General features: G+C 62.2%; 26 protein-coding genes. 11 read left to right on the forward strand and 15 right to left on the reverse strand.

What is annotated here, in order from left to right:
- The first annotated feature begins 30 nt into the window (after positions 1–30).
- The 4 genes from ACAty_RS07020 to ACAty_RS15820 all read left to right on the forward strand — a co-directional run bounded on the left by ACAty_RS07020 (position 31) and on the right by ACAty_RS15820 (position 2,559).
- The gene (locus ACAty_RS07020) at positions 31–567 is read left to right on the forward strand and encodes an NADH-quinone oxidoreductase subunit B family protein (RefSeq protein WP_038471832.1); all 537 of its coding nucleotides are present in this window, start codon (positions 31–33) and stop codon (positions 565–567) included.
- Between the two features lie 15 nt (positions 568–582).
- Entirely contained in the window at positions 583–1,506 is a 924-nt protein-coding gene (locus ACAty_RS07025; protein ID WP_038471834.1) for a LysR family transcriptional regulator, read from the forward strand.
- Between the two features lie 345 nt (positions 1,507–1,851).
- Positions 1,852–2,304 carry a hypothetical protein gene (locus tag ACAty_RS07030; protein WP_004872258.1) on the forward strand — a complete coding sequence of 151 codons (453 nt, stop codon included), beginning with the start codon at positions 1,852–1,854 and terminating at the stop codon, positions 2,302–2,304.
- An 81-nt stretch (positions 2,305–2,385) separates the two neighbouring features.
- Positions 2,386–2,559: a hypothetical protein gene (locus ACAty_RS15820; protein WP_004872261.1), complete on the forward strand. Its 174-nt coding sequence runs from the start codon at positions 2,386–2,388 to the stop codon at positions 2,557–2,559.
- Between the two features lie 48 nt (positions 2,560–2,607).
- Here ACAty_RS15820 and ACAty_RS07035 read toward each other — a convergent pair whose 3' ends face one another.
- From ACAty_RS07035 to thiL, 14 genes are all read right to left on the reverse strand, one after another.
- Positions 2,608–3,984, reverse strand: a complete 1,377-nt coding sequence (locus ACAty_RS07035) for a glutamate decarboxylase (protein ID WP_004872263.1) — start codon at positions 3,982–3,984, stop codon at positions 2,608–2,610.
- A gap of 205 nt (positions 3,985–4,189) precedes the next feature.
- Positions 4,190–4,789: a UbiX family flavin prenyltransferase gene (locus ACAty_RS07040; RefSeq protein ID WP_004872265.1), complete on the reverse strand. Its 600-nt coding sequence runs from the start codon at positions 4,787–4,789 to the stop codon at positions 4,190–4,192.
- A gap of 4 nt (positions 4,790–4,793) precedes the next feature.
- Positions 4,794–6,176 (reverse strand): UDP-N-acetylmuramate:L-alanyl-gamma-D-glutamyl-meso-diaminopimelate ligase, encoded by a 1,383-nt coding sequence (gene mpl / locus ACAty_RS07045; protein WP_004872266.1) that lies wholly within the window; start codon positions 6,174–6,176, stop codon positions 4,794–4,796.
- A 2-nt stretch (positions 6,177–6,178) separates the two neighbouring features.
- Positions 6,179–6,757 carry a hypothetical protein gene (locus ACAty_RS07050; RefSeq protein ID WP_004872268.1) on the reverse strand — a complete coding sequence of 193 codons (579 nt, stop codon included), beginning with the start codon at positions 6,755–6,757 and terminating at the stop codon, positions 6,179–6,181.
- Positions 6,757–7,539 (reverse strand): thiazole synthase, encoded by a 783-nt coding sequence (locus tag ACAty_RS07055; protein WP_004872270.1) that lies wholly within the window; start codon positions 7,537–7,539, stop codon positions 6,757–6,759. Before ACAty_RS07055 ends, ACAty_RS07050 begins: the two co-directional genes overlap by 1 nt.
- Positions 7,540–7,575: 36 nt before the next feature.
- Positions 7,576–7,776, reverse strand: coding sequence for a sulfur carrier protein ThiS (gene thiS / locus ACAty_RS15825; RefSeq protein WP_004872271.1), 201 nt, complete (start codon positions 7,774–7,776; stop codon positions 7,576–7,578).
- Positions 7,777–7,908: 132 nt separating this feature from the next.
- A complete protein-coding gene (locus ACAty_RS07065; protein WP_226047625.1) occupies positions 7,909–8,523 on the reverse strand; it encodes a ferritin-like domain-containing protein in 615 nt (204 codons plus the stop codon).
- 128 nt (positions 8,524–8,651) lie between these two features.
- The gene (locus ACAty_RS07070; RefSeq protein WP_004872276.1) at positions 8,652–9,344 is read right to left on the reverse strand and encodes an anti-sigma factor; all 693 of its coding nucleotides are present in this window, start codon (positions 9,342–9,344) and stop codon (positions 8,652–8,654) included.
- Positions 9,331–9,891, reverse strand: coding sequence for a sigma-70 family RNA polymerase sigma factor (locus ACAty_RS07075; RefSeq protein WP_004872277.1), 561 nt, complete (start codon positions 9,889–9,891; stop codon positions 9,331–9,333). Before ACAty_RS07075 ends, ACAty_RS07070 begins: the two co-directional genes overlap by 14 nt.
- A gap of 87 nt (positions 9,892–9,978) precedes the next feature.
- Positions 9,979–12,621 (reverse strand): alanine--tRNA ligase, encoded by a 2,643-nt coding sequence (gene alaS / locus ACAty_RS07080; protein ID WP_004872279.1) that lies wholly within the window; start codon positions 12,619–12,621, stop codon positions 9,979–9,981.
- A 30-nt stretch (positions 12,622–12,651) separates the two neighbouring features.
- Positions 12,652–13,134 carry a regulatory protein RecX gene (locus ACAty_RS07085; RefSeq protein WP_004872281.1) on the reverse strand — a complete coding sequence of 161 codons (483 nt, stop codon included), beginning with the start codon at positions 13,132–13,134 and terminating at the stop codon, positions 12,652–12,654.
- On the reverse strand, positions 13,131–14,174 hold the full coding sequence (gene recA, locus ACAty_RS07090) for a recombinase RecA (protein WP_004872284.1): 1,044 nt from the start codon (positions 14,172–14,174) through the stop codon (positions 13,131–13,133). Before recA ends, ACAty_RS07085 begins: the two co-directional genes overlap by 4 nt.
- Before the next feature lie 137 nt (positions 14,175–14,311).
- The gene (locus ACAty_RS07095; protein ID WP_226047624.1) at positions 14,312–15,133 is read right to left on the reverse strand and encodes a CinA family protein; all 822 of its coding nucleotides are present in this window, start codon (positions 15,131–15,133) and stop codon (positions 14,312–14,314) included.
- Positions 15,123–16,136, reverse strand: coding sequence for a thiamine-phosphate kinase (gene thiL, locus ACAty_RS07100; protein ID WP_004872288.1), 1,014 nt, complete (start codon positions 16,134–16,136; stop codon positions 15,123–15,125). Before thiL ends, ACAty_RS07095 begins: the two co-directional genes overlap by 11 nt.
- Before the next feature lie 140 nt (positions 16,137–16,276).
- Between thiL and gluQRS the strand changes: the two genes are divergently transcribed.
- The 7 genes from gluQRS to hflD all read left to right on the forward strand — a co-directional run bounded on the left by gluQRS (position 16,277) and on the right by hflD (position 23,188).
- On the forward strand, positions 16,277–17,125 hold the full coding sequence (gene gluQRS, locus ACAty_RS07105; RefSeq protein WP_188092789.1) for a tRNA glutamyl-Q(34) synthetase GluQRS: 849 nt from the start codon (positions 16,277–16,279) through the stop codon (positions 17,123–17,125).
- A gap of 105 nt (positions 17,126–17,230) precedes the next feature.
- A complete protein-coding gene (locus ACAty_RS07110; RefSeq protein WP_038471839.1) occupies positions 17,231–18,016 on the forward strand; it encodes an oxygen-binding di-iron domain-containing protein in 786 nt (261 codons plus the stop codon).
- Positions 18,017–18,046: 30 nt separating this feature from the next.
- Positions 18,047–18,397 (forward strand): hypothetical protein, encoded by a 351-nt coding sequence (locus tag ACAty_RS07115; RefSeq protein WP_004872295.1) that lies wholly within the window; start codon positions 18,047–18,049, stop codon positions 18,395–18,397.
- A gap of 44 nt (positions 18,398–18,441) precedes the next feature.
- Positions 18,442–19,140 carry a DNA/RNA nuclease SfsA gene (sfsA, locus tag ACAty_RS07120; protein ID WP_014002995.1) on the forward strand — a complete coding sequence of 233 codons (699 nt, stop codon included), beginning with the start codon at positions 18,442–18,444 and terminating at the stop codon, positions 19,138–19,140.
- Between the two features lie 18 nt (positions 19,141–19,158).
- Positions 19,159–19,968 (forward strand): type I methionyl aminopeptidase, encoded by an 810-nt coding sequence (gene map, locus ACAty_RS07125; protein WP_004872299.1) that lies wholly within the window; start codon positions 19,159–19,161, stop codon positions 19,966–19,968.
- A 2-nt stretch (positions 19,969–19,970) separates the two neighbouring features.
- Positions 19,971–22,535 (forward strand): [protein-PII] uridylyltransferase, encoded by a 2,565-nt coding sequence (gene glnD, locus ACAty_RS07130; protein ID WP_238323789.1) that lies wholly within the window; start codon positions 19,971–19,973, stop codon positions 22,533–22,535.
- Positions 22,536–22,537: 2 nt separating this feature from the next.
- Positions 22,538–23,188 carry a high frequency lysogenization protein HflD gene (gene hflD, locus ACAty_RS07135; protein WP_004872302.1) on the forward strand — a complete coding sequence of 217 codons (651 nt, stop codon included), beginning with the start codon at positions 22,538–22,540 and terminating at the stop codon, positions 23,186–23,188.
- Between the two features lie 8 nt (positions 23,189–23,196).
- Here the strand turns inward: hflD and ACAty_RS07140 are convergent, their stop codons facing one another.
- Positions 23,197–24,354 carry a mechanosensitive ion channel family protein gene (locus tag ACAty_RS07140; protein WP_004872304.1) on the reverse strand — a complete coding sequence of 386 codons (1,158 nt, stop codon included), beginning with the start codon at positions 24,352–24,354 and terminating at the stop codon, positions 23,197–23,199.
- Between the last annotated feature and the right edge of the window lie 57 nt (positions 24,355–24,411).

A 24,411-nucleotide genomic window follows, 5' to 3' on the forward strand; every position in this document is an offset into this window, starting at 1 on the left:
AGGCGATCTGTCCCGAGGAGAATTTAACCAATGTACCGTATTCTCAAGGAAGCTTGGCGTCTGGGGAAATTAGGTGAACGCCATCAGTCCGATTCGTTACAAGGACAAAATCCCTTTTTGCAGAGTGCCGCTATACGTCACGTGGACGCCGGTTCCTGCAACGGATGTGAGTTGGAGATCCAGGCGCTGGGTGGACCACACTACGCGCTTGAACAGGCCGGGCTGCATTTCGTGGCCTCCCCGCGCCATGCCGATGTTCTGTTGGTCACCGGCCCGGTAACTCGTCATATGGCAGCCGCACTCAAGGACACCTATGCCGCCATGCCGCAGCCACGCGTTGTGGTCGCTTTGGGGGATTGCGCATGCGGCATAGGGCCATTCACATCGAGTTACGCTACCTTGGGTGCAGTAGACCGACTACTGCCAGTGCACTTGGCCTGCCCCGGCTGTCCACCGCCACCGACGGCCATTCTCGCTGCCCTGGAGCGCGCCATGATGGAACTGGGCGTAACAAGCCGCAGCACTGCAAAGAGCGATTTGCAGACCAAGCACGATACACATCGATAAAACGCGGAATAGAACTTGCAAAATCTCACCCTTCGCCAGTTGGACATTCTCCGTACATTGGCGCTCACTCACTCCTATACTAGGGCGGCTCGAACGCTGCATCTCTCGCAATCGGCCGTTTACTTGCAGGTGCGCAAGATAGAGGAAGAAATTGGTTTAGCCGTTACGGAACAGATGGGAAAGAAGGTCTTTTTGACCAAGGCCGGGGAAGAAATCCTGGCTGCGAGCCAGCGCATTCATGGCACACTCGAACAACTCTCCCGCGCTCTGGAACACCTGCGCAGGTTGGACGACGGCCAGTTACGCATTGCCGTGACCTCTGCTGCCAATGCCTTTGCTGTCGATCTGATAGCCCGCTTCCTGCAGCAGCATCCCCAATTGCAGGTTATTCTGAACATTGCCAACCGACAAGAAGTTCTAGCCTCCTTAGAACGCAATGACATCGATATGGCCATCATGGGTGAGCCACCGCAGACCCTTGGTCTGGTCGCAATGCCATTTCACCGGAATGACCTCATTGTCATTGCCGCAGCCAGTCACCCGCTCCGCCACGAACTGAATATCCCCCTGCAACGCATTGCCGAAGAGCCCTTCGTTCTGCGCGAACTGGGATCTGGGACGCGCGAGGCCATCCTACGCTTTTTTGGCGAACGCGGCCTGCAACTGCGGCAGAGCCTGGTCATGAACAGCAACGAAGCCATCAAACAGGCAGTGAAGGTAGGAATGGGTCTTGCGGTAGTCGCGCGGCATAGTGTAATCGTAAAAATGGAATCTGGATATCTCTGCAGCCTGTCCGTTGACGGATTTCCCTTGCGGCGCGCCTGGCACCTCGTCCATCGTAAAGGTAAGCAGCTGGCCCCCGCCCCTCGGGAGTTCAAGACCTTCTTGATTGAACATCAATATGTTCAGCATACGGATGGAGCCGAGGAGCTACTTTAGGAAAAATCACATATCATGGCGCCAGTCCTGGTGGATTGATACCCTTTGTCGGCTGATCCCTGAGGCGAGGTGGGCAGGATTGTGGAAACTCTAGGGACTTCATCCTGAGGATCAGAGGAATCACTCACCTCAACTTTGCCACGCCTACTTACACTATGGCTGGTTCGCCTATAATTTTGGCAAAAAGTACCATCGACAACAGATAAAATTCGGGCTTTTCCATGAACCCTTTGGCAATCTTCCCTATGGTTACGATTCTTTCGGGGTAGTCTGGCCTATTATGCCGGGTTTACCGATCATCAGGCGGCAGGGATCGGATATCGCCTGGAGGATGGTCCTTGGCAGGTGAATCTTGGGGCCTTCAAGAACGACAATCTGGGACAGCCCAGCACCTATGCAGGTGGTGTGGCCACGGATGGTTACCACAGCGACAACGGTGGTGCTCTCCGTCTCGCCTACCATTGGCACGGTAGCACAGGAGAGCGTCACGCGGTCTTTTCCGTCGCAGCCAAGGGTGGACAGCTGCAGGCGGGAGATCGCCAGGGCACGCGCTGGGCGGTGACCGCTGCTATGAACGGCACCTGGGGCCCCTGGAACCTCAAGCTACAGGCGGTGGACTACGCCTATAACGTGCCGCGCAACGCCAGCTATGGCGGTGTGATCCTGCCGCGTAGCTCCATCATCGCTGAGAACTACGGTTTCGCCTATCGTATGCCGGCCAAAGGGCAGCTCTACGGTGCGAGCCTCAAACGCAGTTTTTCCGTGCACTGGGGTCCTGTACACACGGTCAGTCTCTAAGATGACTACAGCTATCTGCATGTCGGCACCAGCGGCGGCTTCAAAGACGGCACCGTCACCCGTCCACACCGAGTCGGCGACGTGCAGCTGAATGTGGCCGGCATCGAGTTTGCCGCCAATCCCATTTACGTCTGGGCCGATGTGATCAGCGGTCGCAACGCGACCATGGCCTTTACTGGACCCGACGACGGCGCTTGGCACACCCGCTTCAACCTGGCCATCGGTGCGTATTTCGATAGCACCATCAAAAACTGAGAGACAAGCGGCGGGCAATCCGTAGCGGAATGCCTGCCGTGATGGCTCTCAGTTGTGATGAAACACAGGTTTGTGCACCCGCGCATGGGCGTTACCGTGATCGAGCTCGTGCACGGCTTCCTTGAAATCCTTGAGCAACAATTCGGCAAGATCGCGACTGAAACCTTCGCGAATGACGAGGCGCAGAATAGCGATATCCTCGCAATCCGCGGGCAAGGTGTAGGCTGGCACCTGCCAGCCGCGCCGCCGCAGGGCATCGGAAATGGCAAAGACATCGTAATGGCGGACATCCTGGCGTAGGCGTAGGGCGATGACGGGGATGGTGTCGCCACCACCGATGACCTGGAATATTCCCATCCCTTCCAGGGCCTTCGCCAACCACAGAGCCGTATCCTGCAGATTTTTCAGGATCCGAGTATAACCTTCTCGCCCAAGTCGCAGAAAATTGTAATATTGGCCGACGATCTGGTTACCAGGACGGGAAAAATTCAAGGTAAAGGTGGGCATATCGCCGCCCAGATAATTGACGTGAAAGATCAGTTCATCGGGCAGAAAGTCGCGATCGCGCCAGAGCGCCCAGCCAACTCCCGGATATACGAGGCCGTATTTGTGCCCAGAACAGTTGATGGACACCACCTGGGGTAAACGGAAATCCCAGGCCAGATCCGGCTGCAAAAAGGGGGCAACGAAGCCGCCACTGGCGGCATCGACATGAATGGGCACAGGGCGGCCCAGTTTCTCCGTCAAGGGCACCAGGGCTTCGTGGATAGCCGCGACGGGATCGTACTCGCCGGTAAAGGTCGTTCCCAGAACCGCCACCACGCCGATGGTATGCGCATCCACGGCAGCGACCACGGCCTCTGGCGACAAGGTATAACGGCCTTCTTTCATGGGCAGGTAGCGCGGCTCCACCTCCCAATAACGGCAGAACTTTTCCCATACCACCTGTACATTTCGCCCGAGAACCAGATTGGGTCTTTGTGCCGACTGACCTGCCTTTTCCCTTTCCTGTCGCCAGCGCCATTTGAGTGCCATGCCCGCCAGCATGACCGCCTCGCTGGAACCAATGGCAGAGACACCGACGGCCTTCCCCTGCTGCGGCGCGTGAAAAAGGCGCGCCAGCATGTTGACACAGCGGCTTTCGATTTCTGCCGTCTGGGGATACTCGTCCTTATCGATCATGTTCTTGTCGAAGGTCTCGGCCATGAGGCGTTCGGCCTCCGGTTCCATCCACGTGGTCACGAAGGTTGCGAGGTTCAGACGCGCGTTACCATCGAGCATGAGCTCGTCGTGGATGAGCTGATACGCGGTGCGCGCGTCCATTTCTTTATCCGGCAAGCGATATTTGGGTACGGAGCAATCCATGCTGCGACTGGCAAAAGCCGGCTGTAGCACGCCATCTTCCTCTTGCCACGATTTGACCATGTCCGTTCTCCTGCGTGGGTCTATGGGCGGATGTCCCCTAAACGAAGACACAAAATCCGACCCTGCGTGGAGGCAGAGGTTCCCGACCCAGTGGCTTTATGCAGGCAGGGCGCTGTGCGGGTAACCCCAGGTCTCGTCGCCACGATTCGGGTGCGCCCCAGCGCACATGGGTAACTACCGCTTGGTATCGCCCTGCGCGGACGCCTCAGAGACCCCACTGCGGACCGAAATCGCGGCCAAGATCCAACTGATCCAAGATGCGCGCGACGACGAAGTCCAATAACTCGTCGATACTCTGGGGCCGGGTATAGAACCCGGGACTCGCCGGCAGAATGGTCACCCCCAGACGAGCGAGCTTCAACATGTTTTCGAGATGAATGGCGGAGATGGGGCTTTCGCGCGGGACGAGGATGAGCTTGCGCCCTTCCTTGAGCATGACATCGGCGGCCCGTTCCGCGAGGTTGTTGGACAGGCCCTGGGCGACGGCCGCAAGGGTCCCTCCGGAACAGGGGCAAATGACCAAGGCTTCGGGCGCGTGCGATCCCGACGCCAATGGCGAAAACCAGTCGCGCTCGTCGTAGCAGCGCAGCGTGCCGGTGCGCGGCAGACCGGCACGGAGACTCTCCGTCAGTGCTTCCATGGGCGTTGGCAGCTCCTGACCGAGTTCCTCGCGCCAGACGATGCGCGCTGCCGCTGAAAATACCACGGCCACATCGCAGTCCGCCGCCAGGAGCCGTTGCAGGAGCCGCTGGGCGTAGGGGGCGCCAGAGGCACCCGTTATGGCCACTCCGATGCGCCGAGCCATCTGCCTATCCGCCACCACCGTGCACCGCCGCACAAGTGCTTTGACGCGCTTCCAGGGCGCGGAGCAGACGCTCGTGGATGCCGCCAAAGCCGCCGTTGCTCATTACCAGGATATGATCGCCCGGGCGTGCGCTGGTGGCAACGGCATCCACCAGCATGTCGAGATCCGAAAACACGCGCTCCGGCTGCCCCAGCGCTGCGGCGACATCCCAGGATAAATCCGGAGGCGCGTAGACGAAAACGGCATCGGCTGCGGCCAGACTTTCCGCCAGCTGGCCGCGATGCACACCCAGGCGCATGGTATTGGAGCGGGGCTCCAGTACCGCCAGAAGCCTTCCATGGGGCTGTCGGGCGCGCAGGGCCCGCAGCGTCGCGGCAATGGCCGTAGGATGATGGGCAAAATCGTCGTACACCCGAATGTCCGCCACCCTGCCCCGTTCTTCCAGGCGGCGGCGTACGCCAGCGAAATGCGCGAGCGCGGCGCAGGAGCTCGCCACGGGCACGCCCACGTGGCGCGCGGCAAGAATGGCCGCCAGCCCGTTTTCGGCATTGAAACGGCCATAGAGGTCCCACTCCACCTGGCCCACCGCGCGCCCGTCTTCCAGAATTTGCCAAGCGGAACCCGCGGGATCCTCCAGCTTCAGGTCCCAATCGGCGCCATCGGCGAAGGGAATAGCCTCGGACCAACATCCGCGCGCCAGCACCCGCTCCAGAGCCGGAATCCCGCTGCGATAGAGTACTTGCCCGTTGGCCGGCACCGTACGCAAGAGGTAATGAAACTGGGTCTCGATGGCGGCAAGGTCGGGGTAGATATCGGCATGATCGTATTCCAGGTGGTTGAGAATCACGGTGCGGGGACGGTAGTGGACAAACTTGGCCCGTTTGTCAAAAAAGGCCGTATCGTATTCATCGGCCTCGATGACGAAAAAAGGGCCGCTGCCAAGCCGCCCGGACTCCGGAAAATTCCTGGGCGCGCCGCCAATGAGAAAGCCCGGCGCAAGGCCGGCATACTCCAGAATCCAGGCCAGCATGGATGTCGTCGTGGTCTTGCCGTGGGTTCCGGCGACGGCCAGGATCCAGCGCCCCGCCAGCAGTTCCCGCGTCAACCAGGCGGGGCCAGAGTCGTAGGGAATTCCTTCCGCGAGCACCGCCTCCACGGCCGGGTTGCCGCGCGACAGGGCGTTACCCACCAGCACGAGGTCGGGCCGCGGCGAAGGCAGCGCCTGCTCATACCCCAAGGTCAGCTCGATGCCCGTGGCCGCCAGCAAGTCGCTCATGGGCGGGTAGATGTTGGCATCCACCCCCGTCACTCGGTGTCCTGCGGCCTGGGCGATCCGCGCCAAACTGCCCATGAAGGTGCCGCAGATACCGAGGATGTGGATGTGCATGGCTAGTGCATGGTACCGAGACGGGGTGATTCCAGACGCTGATCGAAAAGCCGATTGGCGAGATCGTAGAGGGCGTTGAAGCGTTCTTGGATTTCCTGATACTGATTGCGCAGTTCCGCTTCGGCAGCCAGTACGGGATGGTCCTCCAGGGCACGGCTCAAGAAGTCGCGGGCCATACCCAGCCGCTCCAGCACCTCGAAATAGGCCCAGGCATCGGGTGGTTGTGCATTGGCCGAACTCAATTCCTGTTGGTAATACCAGACCAGGGCTGCGCGGGTGACGGCGCGTGCTGCCGTAGACTCCTCCAGATCCACCATCTGCCATTCGAGGCTGACCGCGTCCTGCCAGTCCAGATAGCAGCGCCAGCGGCCGCCATGTTCGTCCACCACGTGCTCCAGACGCACGCCCACCCCTTGATCGGCCAGACGGGCGATGAGCCGCTCGGCTTCCTCCCAGTCCTCGGCGTAGGCCGGCGGCGCGCCAACGCTTACCTGTCCCATCACCAGTCGTTCCACGGCCTCCAGAAAATGGCGGTCCAGATCGGCATGGCGAGCGTACTCCAAGGCGTCTTCGGCCTGCATCAGAAGAAGGTTCCTTCCAAAGGACTGCTGGCATTGGCGTAGAGCTTGCGTGGCATCCTTCCGGCGCGAAAGGCGGCGCGCCCCGCCTCCACCCCCAGCCGCATGGCCTGGGCCATGAGCAGGGGATCGCGCGCGGCGGCAATGGCCGTATTCAGAAGTACGCCATCACAGCCGAGTTCCATGGCCACAGCGACGTCCGAGGCCGTGCCCACCCCCGCATCCACGAGAATGGGTACCGTCGCCTGTTCGAGAATGATGCGCAGATTATAGGGATTGCGGATACCAAGCCCAGAGCCGATGGGTGCCGCCAACGGCATCACGGCCACGCAGCCCATGCTGGCAAAGGCCTTGCAGGCTACCGGGTCGTCGGTGCTGTACACCATCACCTGAAAGCCCTCGGCAATGAGCTTTTCGGCGGCGATGAAGGTCTGCCGCATATCCGGGTACAAGGTATCGGCATCGCCAATCACCTCCAGCTTGACGAGATCCCAACCCCCCAGTTCACGAGCCAGACGACAGGTGCGAATGGCATCCTCCGCCGTATAGCAGCCCGCAGTATTGGGCAGGATGGTGAAGCGATCCGCCGGCAGAACATCCAGCAGATTGGGTTCCTTGGGATCTTGCCCGAGATTCACCCGGCGCAGGGCGACGGTGACGATCTGTGCACCCGCTGCGTCGATGGCCGCTCGGGTCTGCGCAAAATCTCGATACTTACCCGTGCCCACCAGAAGACGGGAACGGAAACTGCGTTCACCGATACGAAGTAGATCCTCGTCGTGCATGATTTTTCCCTGAAGGATTGAGCGAGTGGGAGCGGGTCACCCGCCGCCGACGGCGCGAATGATCTCTAGGCGATCGCCTTCGCGCAAGCGCGTTTGGGCGTGGAGACTTCGGGGGAGGACTTCGCGATTCAATTCCACCGCTACGCGCTGGCCAGCAAAGCCGAGATTCTGCAAAAGCTCCGCAACGTCCGTGCCGTCGCGCGCCTCGTAAGCTTGATCGTTGACTGTGACAATCATCCGCAGATGCTAGAACTCCCACCAGAAAGCGTCAAGGGCAAAGGCACGGGATCTTGGGGTGCTCGGTGCCTGAGCCCCCCGCCGCACACAAAAAACGCCCCAGAGGGGCGTTTGCTTTGGGTCCGGAGTCGCTCAGCTCGGCATGGCCGAAATGAACGCGGCAGGGACCGGGAACTCTCCCAGGGCATTGCGCAACACCGCAAAATGCATGGCCTCGTCGCCCTCGATATTGGCGGCCGCATGCGCGAGCTCCGGATTGCTGAACTTGGGAACCACGCTCAGGTATGCCTTGGCCGCACCAATTTCGAGACCCGCCGCAAACTCGAGGACGTCCTTTTGCGTCTTCAGCTTGTCCACCGGGAAGTTCCAGGCGGCGGCGAGCTTGGCCATGGGCTCATTGAGGGGTGCCTTGGGCGCCACCGGCTTACCGCCCAGCTTTTCGATGGTCTCCTGCAGGATGGCGGCGTGGGCCTCGTGGTCTTTCTGGAAGGACAGGGCCACCTTGAGCACCGCTGGCTCCAGCAGTTTGCTCTCAGCCCCGACCTGGTACGCGGCGATGGCCTGATGTTCGGCATTCAGGGCAAAGTTGAGAATATCCAGATCGCCTTTGGGACTAGGCTTGGCCATGGAACCGGCAAGGGCCACACTGGGCAGGAGGCTGCCGGCAGCGGCGAGTCCGAGGGAAAAAAGTGCACTCTTCTTGAAAAAGTCGCGACGGTCGTGGGTGTTCAGCATTTCGGACGACATGGTTTTCTCCTTGTGCATGGACCTACTCCAAATGGGGTGAAAAACCGCAGGGCGCGTCACGGGCCCCGCACATCTTTACGCGGGTGCACCGGATCCGGATGCACTAACCCAAACAAGCCCACCAAATCTCAGGAGCGGACGAGATAGGCCTTGAACAGGATGGGACCGGTGGGCTGCCCCGTGGGCGAGCCTCCGGCGGGCTCCATGGTCACCGCCACCAGTTCCACGGAACGCATATCGATATGATCTGGCGCCGGCAGCACGGGCGATTCACTGGGCGAGGTCGGCAACAGGCCCATGGAGATGGGCTTGTGGTCCGGTACCAGAGCCCAAAGCTGATAACTGCGTCCGCGCGGCAGGGCGACATTTTCCAATGTGCGCAGGCGCATGTCGTGGGCATTGGCCTGGATCACCCAAGTGGGCTTACCCTGCGGGTTGGTGAGTACCGCCATGTAGGGCATCGGTGCCGGCCCAGGCCAGAGCCAAACCACCAGCAAGGCCACCGTCAACGCCGCGCTCAGTGCCGGCCACCAGGACGCCCGCCACCAGGGCCGGGTGGATGACGCATCCTGGATCCGCGACGGCACATGTCCGGGCAACTGCGCTTCCACGGCGTGCCAGACGGCCGCTGGTGCCTCCCGCGTTGGTCCCACCAGGGCCTTGGGCAAGAGTGCATCCTCCCAGCGTGCGACGATGCGGGCAAGCCAGGGCCGCTGGCGTATCAACTGCGCAAACCGCAGCCGCGCCCTTCCCTGCAGCGTGCCCAGCACATAGCTGGCAGCCAACAGTTCGGCAAGCTTCGGAGATTTACGCAGCTCCATGTTCCAGACACTCCCGCAGGGCCAACAGTCCTCGACGAATCCAACTTTTCACGGTGCCCAGCGCCGTCCCGGAAAACTGCGCCACTTCCTCATAGGTTGCGGCACGGTAGAATGCCTGGGATATGGCCTGGCGTTGATCCTGGGGCAGCTGCGCCAGACACTCCTCCAAGAGCCGCCGTTCGCGGGCACAGGGACCAGAGCCGCTGTCGGCCGAAAAATCCGCATGTTCCCAGTCGGGCTCCTCCCACTCCGGCAGATCCTTGGGCAGACGCCGCAAAAAGTCGATGGCCTGATAGCGCACGATGGCCGCTGCCCAGGCCAGCGGTGAGCGCCCCTTCTCGTAATCCGCTGCCCGCAGCCAGATTTTGAGATAGGCCTCCTGAAGACATTCTGCGGCTTTGCCTTCCTCTCGGAGTATACGCAGGGCAACCGGGTATAGATGCGCCGAGCTGCAGTCGTAAAAGCGCTTGAAGGCCTGCTGATCCCCACGGGCAGTGGCGAGCAGCAGCTGCTCCAGCGCTTCCGTATCCTCTGCAGGTCTGCTCATCCCGGGCGAGTTCCTCGTCAATTTGGGTGCATTCGTTTCAGAGCATACCCACTGTCGCCGATCCGCACCAGTCGCATCAGAACCATCTCAGGCGGCGGACAGTCGCTGCTCGAGCCATGCTCGCGCCAGGGCAAAGGCTGCGGTCAACTGCTCGGGATGCTCCGCCCCTGCCTGCGCCAGATCGGCCCGACCACCGCCCTTGCCGCCCATCACCTCTGCCACGGCATGGACCAGGGGTCCCGCCGCTACCCGATCCGTTAGCTCCTTGCTGACGGCGGCAATGAGCGCGACCTTATCGTTTTGCACACCCGCCAGGAGCAGGATGCCATGGGGGATCTGGCTGCGCAGACGATCCACGAGTTCGCGCAGGCCCTTGCCGTCCATGCCGTCGATCTGCTGCACCAGCACGGGTACTCCGGCGATGTCCTCGACAGCAGAAGCCAGCCGCTCCCCTGCCTGAGCCGCCAGTTTCTGACGCAAACGCTCCAGTTCCTTTTCCAGCTGGCGTTGGCGCTCCAGAGTCTGTGCCAGACGCTGATCCAGCTCCGCCGGAGCGACGTGCAGCAGGGCTGCGGCTGCGCGCAGACGCTGTTCGTCCAGCTGCACGGCGGCAATGGCCGCAGCACCGGCAGCGGCTTCGATGCGCCGGATACCAGCGGCGACGCCACTTTCTGCCAAGATCTTGAAACAGCCGATATCACCCGTGGCCTGCACGTGCGTACCGCCGCAAAATTCCAGGGAATAATCGCCCAGACGCAGCACCCGCACCTCCTCGCCGTATTTTTCACCGAACAGGGCCAAGGCGCCCAGGGATTGGGCCTGGGCAATGGGCAGGACCTGGACGTCGGCGACGACATTGGCGCGCACTGCGGCATTGACCCAGTTTTCGAGACTCTGTAGTTGCGCCAGTGTCAGTGGTTCCGGATGGCTGAAATCGAAGCGCAGACGCTCCGGCGTCACTAGCGAGCCTTTCTGCTGCACGTGGCTGCCCAACAGAGTGCGCAATGCCGCATGGAGCAAATGCGTCGCCGAGTGGTGGGCGGCGGTGGCGGCACGTGCGTCGCTGTCCACCTCGGCATGGACGATGTGACCCAGACGCAGTTCGCCAGACTCCACACGACCCAGATGCAGATGCAGGCTGGCCACGGGTTTCTGGGTGTCCTGGACCACAAAGCGCAAGCCCGCGGCATCCGTCAGGAGACCCCTATCGCCCACCTGGCCGCCGGATTCACCATAGAAGGGCGTCTGATCGAGAATCACGCTGCCCGTTTCGCCCGCCCGCAGCACATCCACGCGCTGCCCATCGCGAATGAGTGCCAGTACCCGACCGGCACCGCTGCAGCCGCCGTAACCGAGAAACTCCGTCGCCGGCAGTTCCATGGCAAGATCGTGATACAGCCGATCGGCCTTCACTTCGCCGCTGCCCACCCAAGCGGCTCGCGAGCGCTGGCGTTGCTCGGCCAGAGCCGCCTCAAAACCCGGCATATCCAAAGCGAGACCACGTTCCCGGGCAATGTCGGCCGTAAGATCCACCGGGAAGCCGTAGGTGTCCGAAAGGCGGAAGATGACCTCTCCCGGAATGGGCGCGCCGGGAGCGAGGCCGCCAATGGCCTCCTCGAGCAGCTCGAGCCCGCGTTCCAGGGTTTCGCGAAAGCGCGCCTCCTCGCGCCGCAGATGTCCCTGGATGTCCCGTTCCGCCCGGCGCAACTCGGGGTAGGCCTCACCCATGACGCTCACCAGTGGCGGTACCAGACGATGGAAGAAGATATCGCCAAGGCCCAGTTTGCGGCCGTGACGGACGGCGCGACGGATGATTCGGCGCAGCACATAGCCACGCCCTTCATTGCTCGGCAGGACACCGTCGGCCATGAGAAAACTACAGGCGCGAACGTGATCGGCCAGGACGCGCAGACTCGTATCTGCCGCTGGATCGGCACCATAGACCTTGCCAGAGATGTCTGCCGCTGCCTGAATGAGGGGTTGGAAGAGGTCGGTGTCGTAGTTGTTGTGCACACCCTGGAGTACCGCCGCCAGGCGTTCGAGGCCCATGCCGGTATCGACGGAGGGTTTCGGCAATGGCGTCAGACGGCCGCTGGAATCGCGATCGTACTGCATGAAGACGAGATTCCAGATCTCGATATAGCGATCGCCGTCGGCGTCGGGGCTCCCGGGCGGCCCTCCGGGGATTTCCGGACCGTGATCGTAAAAGATCTCCGAGCAGGGACCGCAGGGACCGGTGTCGCCCATGCTCCAGAAATTGTCCTTTTCGCCACAACGGGAAAAACGTGCCGGGTCGATGCCCATTTCCCGCAGCCAGATGTCTTCCGCCTCTCGATCCTCGGCAAAGACCGTCACCCAGAGGCGCTCTGGTGGCAACTTGAGCACTTCCGTGAGAAAGGTCCAGGCATAGCCGATGACCTCGCGCTTGAAGTAGTCGCCAAAGGAAAAATTGCCCAGCATTTCAAAAAAGGTGTGGTGGCGCGCGGTGTAGCCGACGTTTTCCAGATCGTTGTGTTTGCCGCCGGCGCGCATGCACCGTTGTGCCGACACGGCCCGGCGATACGGCCGCTGCTCCAGCCCCAAAAAGGTATCCTTGAAGGGCACCATGCCGGCGTTGGTGAAGAGCAAGGTGGGATCGTTGCGCGGCACCAGCGGGCTCGAGGGTACGATCTCGTGGCCGCGGGCAGCGAAAAAATCGAGAAAGGCTTGGCGTATGGCTTGGGATCTCATGATGCTTCCAGTCGGGTGGTAATGGAGGATTCAGTCCGCCGGAAATTCCGGGTGGTGGGTACCATAATGCGCTCGGAGGACGGCTGCGATGATCTCTCCGGGAAATCCGCGCGCCTGCAGGAAGCGGGCGCGTCGGCCCCACTCCTTGGCGGAATCCGGAGCCACGCTGCCAAAGCGTTTTTCCAGGGCGACGCTGGCGATCTTGTGCCAATCGGTCTCCGCCACGAGCGATTCGCTGTCCACATCGGCCCCGGCACGCTGCAGATCGTGGCGCAAGCGCCAGGGACCGAAACCACGCTGGCAGGTGCTACGCAAACGTGCTTGCCCAAAACGCAGATCGCTCAGCAGAGCTTGCGCCTCCAGCTCATCGAGAACGGCGTCCACCACGGCCGGGTCGGCACAGGTGCGCTGCAGGAGCCGACGCAATTCCGCCCGCGCATACTCGCGCCGCGCCAGGTGGCGCAGCGCGCAGGCTTCCAGAGTGGCGCGGGAGCAGGGCTCGGCACGGTTCAATCGCCCGCCTCGGCAGCGACGACGGGTCCTTCCTCGGCAAAGGCCAGGGGGTGACCGTTGGCGGCAGCGCGAACCCGCTCTTCGATTTCCTTGGCCATCTCGGGCCGTTCCTTGAGGAATTGGCGCGCGTTGTCCTTGCCCTGCCCAATCCGCTCACCCTTGTAGCTATACCAGGCGCCACTTTTCTCGATGATATCGAACTTGACACCGAGATCCACCAACTCCGACAGGCGCGAGATCCCCTCGCCATAATAAATGGCGAACTCGGCCTCGCGAAAGGGCGGCGCCACCTTGTTTTTTACCACCTTCACCCGCGTGTCGCTGCCCAGGATCTCATCCCCTTTCTTGATGGTACCGATACGGCGGATATCCAGGCGCACTGAAGCGTAGAACTTGAGGGCATTACCACCGGTGGTAGTTTCCGGACTGCCGTACATCACTCCGATCTTCATGCGGATCTGATTGATGAAGATGACCAGGGTATTGGTACGGGAGATATTGGCCGTGAGTTTGCGCAAGGCCTGGCTCATGAGGCGTGCCTGTAGACCGACGTGGGAGTCGCCCATTTCCCCCTCGATCTCGGCCTTGGGCGTCAAGGCTGCCACGGAATCCACGACGATGAGGTCGACGGCCCCGGAGCGCACCAGCATATCGGCGATTTCCAATGCCTGTTCACCGGTGTCGGGCTGGGAGATCAGGAGATTTTCGAGATCCACCCCCAACTTCTGGGCATAGCTTGGGTCCAGGGCGTGTTCGGCATCGATGAAGGCTGCCGTGCCACCACTGGCTTGGCAACTGGCAATGGCGTGCAGGGTGAGGGTGGTCTTACCCGAGGATTCGGGACCGTAAATCTCCACCACGCGTCCGCGCGGCAGGCCACCGACCCCTAGCGCCAGGTCGAGTCCCAGGGAACCCGTGGAGTACACCTGGATATCCTTGACGGCGCTCTGCTCCCCCAGGCGCATGATCGCACCCTTGCCAAACTGTTTATCGATCTGTGACAGGGCGGCGGCCAGGGCCTTGCTGCGATGTTCATCCATGGGTCACTGCTCTCCTATGTGAGGGATACGCCGAAGACCGGACTTCGGCGGCGCGACACTGCGCCGTGTGCTTGCCGCATTCTAACCGAGGCGCTGACAATGACCAATGGAAAGCGCCCCACGCTGCGTGGAGCGTTTCACTCCATCAGCATGGCGATGAGCCTGCCGAGGGCCACACTACCGGCGGCGTACTGTACGGCCCAGCGGTCGCCGGAAAAATGGTGGACGGCGGCACGGCCGGGACCACCACGCCGTCCCCAGGCGATACAGACGGTGCCCACGGGCTTGCCTGGGACGGCGCCCCCAGGACCGGCGATACCGCTGATGGCCAGGGCCATGTCGCCGTGCTCCAGGGCGCCTGCCAGCATCTCCAGAACCACCGCCTCGGAAACGGCACCGTGGCGCGCCAGGGTCGTCGCCGCGACACCCAAAAGACTCTCCTTGGCGGCATTGGCGTAGGTGACGAGGCCCGCACGCAGGACCGCAGAAGAACCTGGCAGGGCGGCAACACGGGCGGCCACGCTGCCGGCAGTGCAGGACTCGGCGGTGGCTAGCGTCACCCCATGCCGCAGTCCCAGTTGCAGCAGCGCCCACTCCGGGGGGGCAAGATCCAGGGCGAGACCCTCATCCCGGCGCCAGTCCTCCCCGGGTAAAACGCCCGGCGCATCGCCAAAAAAACTTTTCGGCATGTCGGTCAAAGGCCAGTGGCGCTGGCCCCACTGCGCCATGGCCGGCCAGTCCAGGGGATCGAGGGCGTGCCGGTGGGGGCCGCCGTCGAGCCAACGCTCGCGCTCCGGGAAATCCCCCAAAGCCAGGGCGAGGCCCGATACCTCGGGCAAATGCTGGACAAGTTCCAGACGCACCCGCCAGCCTGCCCGTTGCCCCCAAGCGGCTAGCCGCTGTGCGGTGGGCAAATGGGCCGGCCGCCAGGGTAGGAAGATACGGGCTTCAGAAGACATGTTGGTGCCCTCCGTGTCCGTCGATTCGGCGAAGCTCTCCGCGCCAGCGCAGCTCGAGCCCCACCTCCGCCGGGGCGATCTCGCCCACGCGCGTGAGCGGTACGCCGGTCTCGCGACCAATCCCACGCAGCGTATCTTCTAGCTCCGGGGGCACACAGAGGATGAGCTCATAATCGTCACCGCCCGTCAGCGGCCAACGCTGCCAGGCCTCCCAATCCTCCCCCAGGGCCGGGCGCAGGGCAACGCTGATGGGCAGGTCATCGACGCAGATCCGTGCACCGACCCCAGAAGCCTGAAGGATGTGGCCGAGATCGGCGACGAAACCGTCGGATATGTCCTGGGCACAGGCCACCCCACAACGCGCCGCTGCCTCCCCCAGGGCCGTCCGCGGTGTCGGGCGCAACCTGCGCTGCTCCAGTGCCCATTGGGCCTGCGTGCTCAAGCCTGCGGGTGGGCGCGCCGGCAAAGCGCGGGCGGACCAGGCGATGTCCAGGGCGGCGGCGGCGTCTCCGATGCAACCACTGACCCAGACACCCTGGCCGGGGCGGGCGGCGTCCCGGCGCATGGGCGCATCGCGCTGGGCGCCCAGCACGGTGACGGTGAGGGTGAGCGGGCCGTCCGTTGCGACGGTATCGCCGCCGATGAGGCGCAGTCCACTGGGCTTGGCCAGGGCGCGCCAACCCGCAGCAAAGTCCTCCACCCAGAGGCCCCAGTCGCAGTTTTGCCCCGCGGGCAGACTCAAATTCAGCAGAGCCCAGCGGGGTATGGCACCCATGGCCGCCAGATCGCTGAGATTCACCGCCAAGGCTTTCCAAGCAAGATCCGTGGCAGCCACATCGGCAAAGAAATGACGACCCGCCACCAGGGTGTCGCTACAGATGGTCACCGGTTCCCGGCAACGCACCACCGCCGCGTCATCGCCCATACCCACGAGCAGGTCGGGATCGGTTTCCCCCAAGGCGCTGCGGAGTACTTCGATGAGGCGAAACTCGCCCGGCTGCATGGTCCATCCTCCTCCCAGACCGTCAACGTTCTCTCGGTAACACCATACCTGGGCCCACCATTTCCCTTGGGCAGGTTTCACCAATTCACTATAGTGCGAGCATGCCGCCGTCCTCCACGCAAACGCAAGTCAGCCCTTCCGTGCCGTCGCCGGTTCGTGGTCGTTTTGCCCCCACTCCCAGCGGTCCGCTCCACGCGGGCTCCGTGCTCGCCGCCATCGGCAGTTACCTGTCTGCCAAGGGAGCTGGAGGACTGTGGTACCTGCGCATGGAGGATCTGGATCGCCCACGCCTGCAGCCCGGCGCCGCCAGCACCATCCTCGCCCAGCTGGAAGCACTGGCCCTGGAATGGGATGGCGCCATTCTCTGGCAATCCCAACATCTGGAGCGCTATGGCGCGGCATTGAACCAGCTCATGGCGACCGGTATCGCCTATCCCTGCGGGTGCAGCCGCGCGGCTTTGCAGCAAAGCGCCGGCAACTGTCCCTGTCTGGAACGGCCGCCAGCCAAGGCGCGCGCATGGCGGCTTCGCCCAGGGCCACGGGCCATGGAAGCTTGGGAGGATCGGTGGCGCGGCCCACAGCATCCCACAGTCCAGCACCCTCCACCCGCCCTGCTGCGCGCCGACCAGATCATCGCCTATGTCCTCGCGTCGGTGGTGGACGACGGTTTTCAGGGGGTAACGGAGGTGGTCCGCGGTGAGGATCTCCTGCCGCTGACGGGGGTCCAGCGGCAGCTGCAAGCCGCCCTGGACCTGCCGCATCCCGGGTACGCCCACCTGCCTCTCATCCGCGATGATCGCGGGCGCAAGCTCTCCAAGAGCGCCGGGGCGCCAGGCGTTGCCGGATCACCGGGTAGAGCCTGGGAATTCTGCCTGCGCTACCTCGGCTGGGATCTTCCCGCCGATCTGATGGGGGCAGATGCCACCACCTGGCGGAATTGGGCAATCCAGCGCCTGCACTGCGGTGCACCGCTCTGGCCGCAGGGTTGAGGCACTCGGCCTGCAGCCGTACCACCCGGAATGCCATTCGCCATTCCAAAAATAATACGTTAGACTATTTAGGTACCATTGTTCCTAATCAGGGAGCTAGCTCAGGTGTCTACCGTTTTGTATGCCGACACGTCTCACAAATGTATCGCTTTTACCGACCTCGTGGAGGGTGACGGTATCCAGGCCAACCAATTCCTCATCGTCCATGAGGGGGAAGGGATGCTTCTGGACCCGGGTGGCAACCTGACCTACAAGCATCTCCTGGCAGGCATGGCCGAGCACTTCTTGCCATCCCACCTGGATTACGTCTTTGCCTCTCACGAGGACCCGGACATCGTTGCTTCGGCCAACGGTTGGCTGCTCATCACCGAGGCCAAGATCCTCATTGCCGAGGAATGGACCCGTTTTCTGCCACATTTTTGTACCAAGGGCATGACGACGGGCCGGGTCATTGGTATTCCCCCTGCTGGCATGTGGGTCGAGCTCGGGGGACAGGAGTTGGCCATCGTTCCTGCCCACTATCTGCACGCGGTCGGCAATTTCCATGTGTACGATCCCATATCGCGCATTCTTTTTTCTGGAGATGTCGGCGCCAATCTGGTCTCCGGCAGTGGGGCGGCAGCGGTCATCGAGGGTACCGCAGCCTTTGCGGCGCATCGGGCAAGTGCCGGGATGGAGGCTTTTCATCGTCGCTACATGGGGGGACGCAAAGTCTGTGCGCTGTGGGCAGAGATGGTGCGCGGCATGGATGTGGAATGGATCGTGCCGCAGCACGGCGCCTCATTCCGCGGCAAGGAAACCGTTGCCGCCTTTCTGGACTGGTTTGCTGAACTCGACAGCGGTCCCGATCTGGTGGATGCCGCTGACTTTCACTATCCGCCACCGCGTTGACGCGCCACCAACTGACCCAAGGAGCCTCCCATGTCCCCGGAAGCGTTCAATTCACTTCATCAACGCCTGCAGAGTATCTGCCCAGAGATTTTGGGTCTTGCCCTCATCGCCGGCGACGGGACCCTCCTCCTGGAAGGCGGGCGTACCGTCGGCGATGCCCGCCTGATCGGGATTGCCGGTGCTGCACTGGCACGTCTGGCCGGGCATATCAGCGATGAACTGGGTGAGTGTCGGGAGCAGGAAATCACGATCCGCTGCCAACAGCACCGTGCCTGCTTCTATCCCCTGAGCAACGATCGCATCCTGATGGTGGTCACGCCGGCGATGGTGGTTCTGTCCGATGCCTGCACTGCCCTGATTTGGGAGATGAACAGAATCTAGCAGGTCTGGTACGGGTCTGCGTCCGCCGCGCTATACTTCCGGCCATGGACCTGCCTGCCCTGATCCCCGCCACGCTACTGCGCCGTTATCAACGCTTTCTGGCGGACTGTCGCCTGGAGGACGGCCAGACAGTCACCGTACACTGTCCCAATTCCGGCAGCATGCGCAGTTGTGCCACACCGGGGCAGCCGGTACTGCTGTCCCATCAGCCGTCCTCACGGCGCAAGTATCCCTGGACCTGGGAGCTCTACTGGAGCGGAAGCAGTTGGGTGTGCATCAACACCCAAAGGCCCAACGCCGTCGTCGCGGAAGCCATCGCAATGGGCAACATCCCGGAACTTGCCGGTTATCCGCTGCTGCGGCGTGAAGTGCCCTACGGGGATCACGCCCGCGTCGACATTTTTCTGGAGGGGTCGGACAAGCCCCCCGCCTATGTGGAGGTAAAATCCTGTACACTCCTGGACGCCGATGGCGTCGTGCGGTTTCCCGATGCGGTCTCCCTGCGTGCGCGACGGCACCTGCAGTCGCTACAGGAAGTGGTGACGGCGGGCGCACGGGGGGTTCTGGTTTTTCTGATAGGGCGGGAGGATGGCCAGGGTTTCGCGCCAGCGGAAAGCATCGATCCCCAATACGCCGAGGCCCTGCGCCGGGCGCGGCAAGCAGGGGTGGAGATTCTTGCCTACCGCACTCGGGTCAGTCCTGATAGAATGATTCTAGATGCGGCAGAGACCCTACTTTTATAGCCGCGCGAGGAGTTATGCATGTTGCGTCGAAGTCAGGAACGCCCCCCCGTACACATTCACAGCCCCGAAGAAGTGGAAAAGATGCGGGTAGCGGGCCAACTCACGGCCCAGGTCTTGAAAATGATCGCACCTTACGTACAGGCGGGCATCAGCACGGGCGAGTTGGACCGGATCTGCCACGATTACATCGTCAACGATCTCGACGCCATTCCTGCGCCCTTGAATTACCAGCCAAGCCCGGAATATCCGCCCTACCCCAAATCCGTCTGCATTTCCCTCAATCACGTGATCTGTCACGGCATACCCGGTGATCGCGTGCTCAAGGATGGGGACATCCTCAACATCGACGTGACGGTCATCAAGGATGGCTATCACGGCGACAGCAGCAAGATGTTCCTGGTGGGCAACGTACCCTTGAAGGCGCGACGGGTGGTGGAGGTGGCGCACGAGAGCATGGTCCGCGGCATCGCCCAGGTACGTCCGGGAGCGACCCTGGGCGATATCGGCCATGCCATCCAGAGCTACGCCGAGGCCCAGCACTGCTCCGTGGTACGCGAGTTCTGCGGGCACGGCATCGGCCGCGTCTTCCACGATGAGCCACAGGTGCTGCACTACGGTAATCCCGGTGAGGGGCTGCGTCTGGTACCCGGTATGACCTTTACCATCGAACCCATGATCAACGCCGGCAAGCGCCACATCAAGGCTCTGCCCGATGGGTGGACCATCGTCACCAAGGATCACAGCCCCTCGGCGCAATGGGAACACACCATTCTGGTCACGGAGGATGGCCACGAGGTGCTGACCCAGTTGCCGGGCGATCCCCTCTGAAGGTGACGGCCACGCGGTCCACGGCGTCCACTACCACCCCGCGCGCCGGGATGGAGCCTATAGCGGCAGTTGCCCCGGTTCGTCCGCCCTTGCGCCAGCGCGCCAGGTTGCACGATGGGATCCTGCGGCAGCTCTGGCGCGACGCCAACGACGGGCGCCAACGTCACGATGCCAGCCTCATTGCCGTAGGTGGCTATGGCCGGGGCAGGCTCTTTCCAGGCTCCGATCTGGATCTTCTGGTGTTGGTGGAGGATGGCGACGATCCCCAACGGGATGCCTTCGTCAGCCGTTTTTTCACCCTGCTCTGGGATCGGGGCTGTCCCGTCGGTCATAGCGTGCGCACGGTAGCACAGTGTCTGGCTGAGGCGCGCGCCGATCTCAGCATCGCCACGACCCTGCACGAGATGCGCTTTCTGGCGGGCTCCAGGGGGCTGTATAGAGCCCTGCAGGCGGACCTGCGCGCGCAACCCCCCTGGGATCCCACGTCCTTTTATGCCGCCAAGATTGCCGAGCAGGATCAGCGTCACCGGCGTTTTTCCGACACGGCCTATCACCTGGAGCCGAATATCAAGGACGGCCCCGGCGGACTGCGCGACATTCACCAGCTGCAATGGCTCGCCGCCCGTCTTTTCGGGCAGGCCAGCCTTGCCCCACTATACCGGCACGGCCTGATGCGGCGGGCAGAATATCGCCAGTTGTTACGCGCTCGGCTTTTTCTGGAAACCCTGCGCGAGCACCTGCACCAGCGCGCTGGACGGGGCGAGGATCGTCTGCGCCTGGAATATCAGGAGGCTCTGGCCGAAGGGCTCGGTTTCCGTGGACACGGTGGACGCAGCGCCGTGGAACGCATGATGCAGCGCCTTTACCAAGTCTTTGCCGACGTGCTACGCGTCTCAGCCATCGTCCAGGAGAGCATCGGTCAGTTCCTGAGCGAGGGGGGTCATCTGCGCGGGAGCTCCGAAACACGGAACGAGCCAGTGCCACCGGAGCCCGTGGCCGTGCCGCTGGTGCAGTTACTGACCCGGCTCGCGCAGGTGGCGGCTCAGGGCGATGGCGATGCGCTGGAGGGCAGCCTCTGGCGCGATGTCCACGCCATCCGGCGGCGTTATCACGCCCGTGACCTGACGGGCAACGCCGAGGCTCGGGCCGTCTTCCTGGAGGCGTTGCGCAACCCGACCCAGGCCACACGCTTTCTGACCCTGCTCCACCAGACGCGGCTCCTGGGACGGCTACTGCCGCCCTACCGGGCCATCACCGGCCTTATCCAGCACGATCTATTTCATGTGTATACCGTCGATCAGCATACGCTTTTTGTCCTAGGAGAGCTGGCGCGCCTATGGCAGGAAGCGGACGATCCCCAGATCCGCAAGGCGCGCCTTGCGGTGCGGCATCCAGAGATTCTGGTGCTGGCCGCCCTATTTCACGACATTGCCAAGGGACAGGGTGGGGATCACTCCAGCAAGGGAGCGGGGCTCGCGCAGCGTTTTGCGCACGCCATGCAGCTGGAGCCGGATGCCGGCGCACTGCTGGTGTGGCTCGTCCACAATCACCTGCTGCTATCCACGGTGTCGCAACGCCGCGACCTCGAGGACCCACAAGTCATCCGCAACGTTGCCGAGCGCATGGGCGATCAGCGTCATCTCGCTTACCTGTTTCTGCTGACCATCGCCGATATGCGCGCCACCAATCCCGAGCTGTGGAACGACTGGAAGGCGAGCCTCTTGCACAAACTCTTCGACGCCAGCTGGGCGGCCCTGGAAGGTGGCGATGCCGTTCTTGCCGATCACGGCCCGGTCATCCGCGCGCGTCAGGAAGCGGTACTGGCCAAACTGGAGCCCGCCGCTCGCGAGCAGATTCTGGAGCTGTGGCAGGAGATGCGCCCCAGCTATTTTCTGCGCTACCGCGCCGACGAACTGCTTTGGCAGGCGCACGAGATCCACGCATACCATGGTCGCGGGTATCTGGTGCGCCTGCGCGAACACCCCGTGGAGGGCAGTGAGATCCTCATCTACGGACCCGACAAGGCAGGTCTGTTCGAGGAAATCACCGCCACCCTGGACCGCCACTCCCTGAACATTCTCGATGCCCGCATCGACACCAGCCACGATGGTCGTGCCCTCGATACCTTCGTGGTCCTCGATGAGTCGCACAGCTACGCGCGACCGGCGGCGGCACAGGAGATACTGCGCCGCGACCTGCGCGCCGTCCTCCATGGTGAGGTACCGCGCAAGCCCCACTTTGGCATGCGCCATCGCGACCTGCGCCATCGTTATTTTGCCGATCTGCCGCTGGAAATCTTTGTGGACAACCACACCCTGGCAGAGGACACCCTGCTGGAGATCCGGGCGCCCGATCGCCTCGGTCTCCTCTACCGCGTCGGCGGTACCCTGCGCACGCTGGGCTTTACCATCTTTGGCGCCAAGGTCTCTACTTTTGGGGAAAGCGTGGAGGATACCTTTTTCATCCGCAACGCCCAGAACCGCAAGCTTCGCGACAACGAGATCGCAGCACTCACCGCCGCACTGCAGGATGCCCTGAGCAGCGACCACGCCGCGGAGGACCACTAGGTATGGCCATGTTCATCAATCCAGCGCGGCGAGCAGACCGCACCCTGGCCCTTGCCGGTATCCTGCGCGCCGCTCAGGAAGTGCAGGACGCGGCCCGCCGGGGAATCCACGACAATAGCATGCTCGGCTCCTGCGTTCAGAGCATCCTGAGCCTCGATGGGCGGGACAGCGCTGCCGTTCTGGGTGGACTGCCGAGCCTGCGGCGCGCATTGCAAGGCCTTTGTCCCCTGCTCCAGCGTGGTCCCGGAAGTGCCGAGGAAGCCGAGCAGATGCGCTATGCCCTGTCCTTGGCCAAGCTGGGCAAGGCCTTGATCCATAATCACGCCGCCACCGAGCGCGTGCGCCGCGGCATCGATGAGGCCCGGCGTCAGATCGAGCATTTCGGCGACGCCATTCACCCCAGTGTGCTTGGCGGCCTGGCCAACACCTACGCCGAAGGCATCGGCATCCTGTCACCACGGATCATCGTCAGTGGCGAGAGTCGTTTTCTCACTCAGGAAGAAGACACCGTGCGCATCCGCGCCCTGCTTCTGGCGGGCGTGCGTGCCGCCGTGCTCTGGCGTCAGGCGGGGGGATCCGTCTTCACGACCTTCTGGGAGCGCAGCGCGCTGTGTCTGGAAAGTCGTGACCTGCTGGCGCATCTGAGTTCCTGAATTTCACTTCACGGCTTTTGCGCAGCCGCCGTGGTGGTTTCATCCTTCAGCTGCCCATAGATCTGTTCGAGAGCGAGGTTTGCGGCTTCGATGGATTGCGCCAGATCCTTGCCATCGTCCACGCCAACCTGGAGCAGGAAGGTATTCATGGCATTCGTCTTGTTCACCAGATTGACCTTGAGGCCCTGCTTTCGCGCGGTATCGAGTATGCGCGCGGAGGGCACGTCGATGGGCAGACCCAGCAATACGGGATAGCTGTCGGGTACGCGGGCGAAATACGACGGACCGTAGAGTGTCACGCCATTCTTTGCTTTCCAATAGGCGGCATCGATGATGCGGTTAGCCTCATCTATCCGGCCATTCAATTCCGTGACGTTCTGGAAACGCAACATGAGATGCAGGGTATTGTTGAAGCCGTTGCGCGACTGGATGAAAATGTCACAGTGCTGGAACAAGGACGCCTTTTTGGCTTCGGTAATGACCAGTTCCATGGGGACATCGGCATTGACCATAGTCTCCACCGGATAGATATAACTGTTGTCTTCATGGGCATACTCCACCAATGCGCTACTGCCCAGAAGCACGGAATTGGGGATACTGATGAGTGCCCCGTCCTGCGTCAGCATTTTGGAGAACAGCGCCTTTATCTCGACGATCTGTCCGACGGTATTGACATTCCACACCCAGGAATTGACATAGACGACATCGCCATAGTTCAGGGCGCCGCTCGCCGTTGCAAAGATTCCCGTGAGCAGATTGGAAGCAAAGGTATGTATGGCAAAGCCGAGGACCACGCCACCAACGGCACTACCAGCCAGTATCCCAGCGATACTGATGTGAAAAATCGAGAGAATGACGGCCAATAATACGATATAGACAGCAATTCTTATGAGCAGGGTTAGACCGTAAAGGTCCTTGCGCGTACGCGCAAAGCGCCTTTCGGCATAGGCCACCAGGTGACTCGCGATCCAAAGACCGATGATCAGGACGATCAGGCTCCAGACAATCTCGCGCACCAAGGGAGCGTAACTCAGATATTGTGGGAAATACTGTTTGAGGGAAAAATTTATGAGAAAGCCTGCAGCAATGACCAGAAGCAGCCCCAGGAGCATCTGCCACAGCACCTTCGTGAACAAATGGCGTCCCTGCCCAGGTGTCTGTACCATTACACCTCCGGATGATTACCTCGCTGCCGATATTTTTAGTCTAGAAACATCGTCGAG

Source organism: Acidithiobacillus caldus ATCC 51756 (assembly GCF_000175575.2).
In the GTDB taxonomy this organism is placed as follows: Bacteria; Pseudomonadota; Gammaproteobacteria; order Acidithiobacillales; family Acidithiobacillaceae; genus Acidithiobacillus_A; species Acidithiobacillus_A caldus.

Coding starts and splice junctions, on each gene's coding strand:
- ACAty_RS07035 (WP_004872263.1), bottom strand. CDS start 3,984: ATGGTCAAATCGTGGCAAGAGGAAGATGGCGTGCTACAGCCGGCTTTT.
- ACAty_RS07020 (WP_038471832.1), top strand. CDS start 31: ATGTACCGTATTCTCAAGGAAGCTTGGCGTCTGGGGAAATTAGGTGAA.
- ACAty_RS07095 (WP_226047624.1), bottom strand. CDS start 15,133: ATGTCTTCTGAAGCCCGTATCTTCCTACCCTGGCGGCCGGCCCATTTG.
- ACAty_RS07050 (WP_004872268.1), bottom strand. CDS start 6,757: ATGCAGGCCGAAGACGCCTTGGAGTACGCTCGCCATGCCGATCTGGAC.
- ACAty_RS07115 (WP_004872295.1), top strand. CDS start 18,047: ATGTCCCCGGAAGCGTTCAATTCACTTCATCAACGCCTGCAGAGTATC.
- map (WP_004872299.1), top strand. CDS start 19,159: ATGTTGCGTCGAAGTCAGGAACGCCCCCCCGTACACATTCACAGCCCC.
- thiS (WP_004872271.1), bottom strand. CDS start 7,776: ATGATTGTCACAGTCAACGATCAAGCTTACGAGGCGCGCGACGGCACG.
- ACAty_RS07070 (WP_004872276.1), bottom strand. CDS start 9,344: ATGGAGCTGCGTAAATCTCCGAAGCTTGCCGAACTGTTGGCTGCCAGC.
- hflD (WP_004872302.1), top strand. CDS start 22,538: ATGGCCATGTTCATCAATCCAGCGCGGCGAGCAGACCGCACCCTGGCC.
- mpl (WP_004872266.1), bottom strand. CDS start 6,176: ATGCACATCCACATCCTCGGTATCTGCGGCACCTTCATGGGCAGTTTG.
- sfsA (WP_014002995.1), top strand. CDS start 18,442: ATGGACCTGCCTGCCCTGATCCCCGCCACGCTACTGCGCCGTTATCAA.
- thiL (WP_004872288.1), bottom strand. CDS start 16,136: ATGCAGCCGGGCGAGTTTCGCCTCATCGAAGTACTCCGCAGCGCCTTG.
- ACAty_RS07055 (WP_004872270.1), bottom strand. CDS start 7,539: ATGCACGACGAGGATCTACTTCGTATCGGTGAACGCAGTTTCCGTTCC.
- ACAty_RS07065 (WP_226047625.1), bottom strand. CDS start 8,523: ATGTCGTCCGAAATGCTGAACACCCACGACCGTCGCGACTTTTTCAAG.
- ACAty_RS07075 (WP_004872277.1), bottom strand. CDS start 9,891: ATGAGCAGACCTGCAGAGGATACGGAAGCGCTGGAGCAGCTGCTGCTC.
- ACAty_RS07140 (WP_004872304.1), bottom strand. CDS start 24,354: ATGGTACAGACACCTGGGCAGGGACGCCATTTGTTCACGAAGGTGCTG.
- alaS (WP_004872279.1), bottom strand. CDS start 12,621: ATGAGATCCCAAGCCATACGCCAAGCCTTTCTCGATTTTTTCGCTGCC.
- recA (WP_004872284.1), bottom strand. CDS start 14,174: ATGGATGAACATCGCAGCAAGGCCCTGGCCGCCGCCCTGTCACAGATC.
- ACAty_RS07040 (WP_004872265.1), bottom strand. CDS start 4,789: ATGGCTCGGCGCATCGGAGTGGCCATAACGGGTGCCTCTGGCGCCCCC.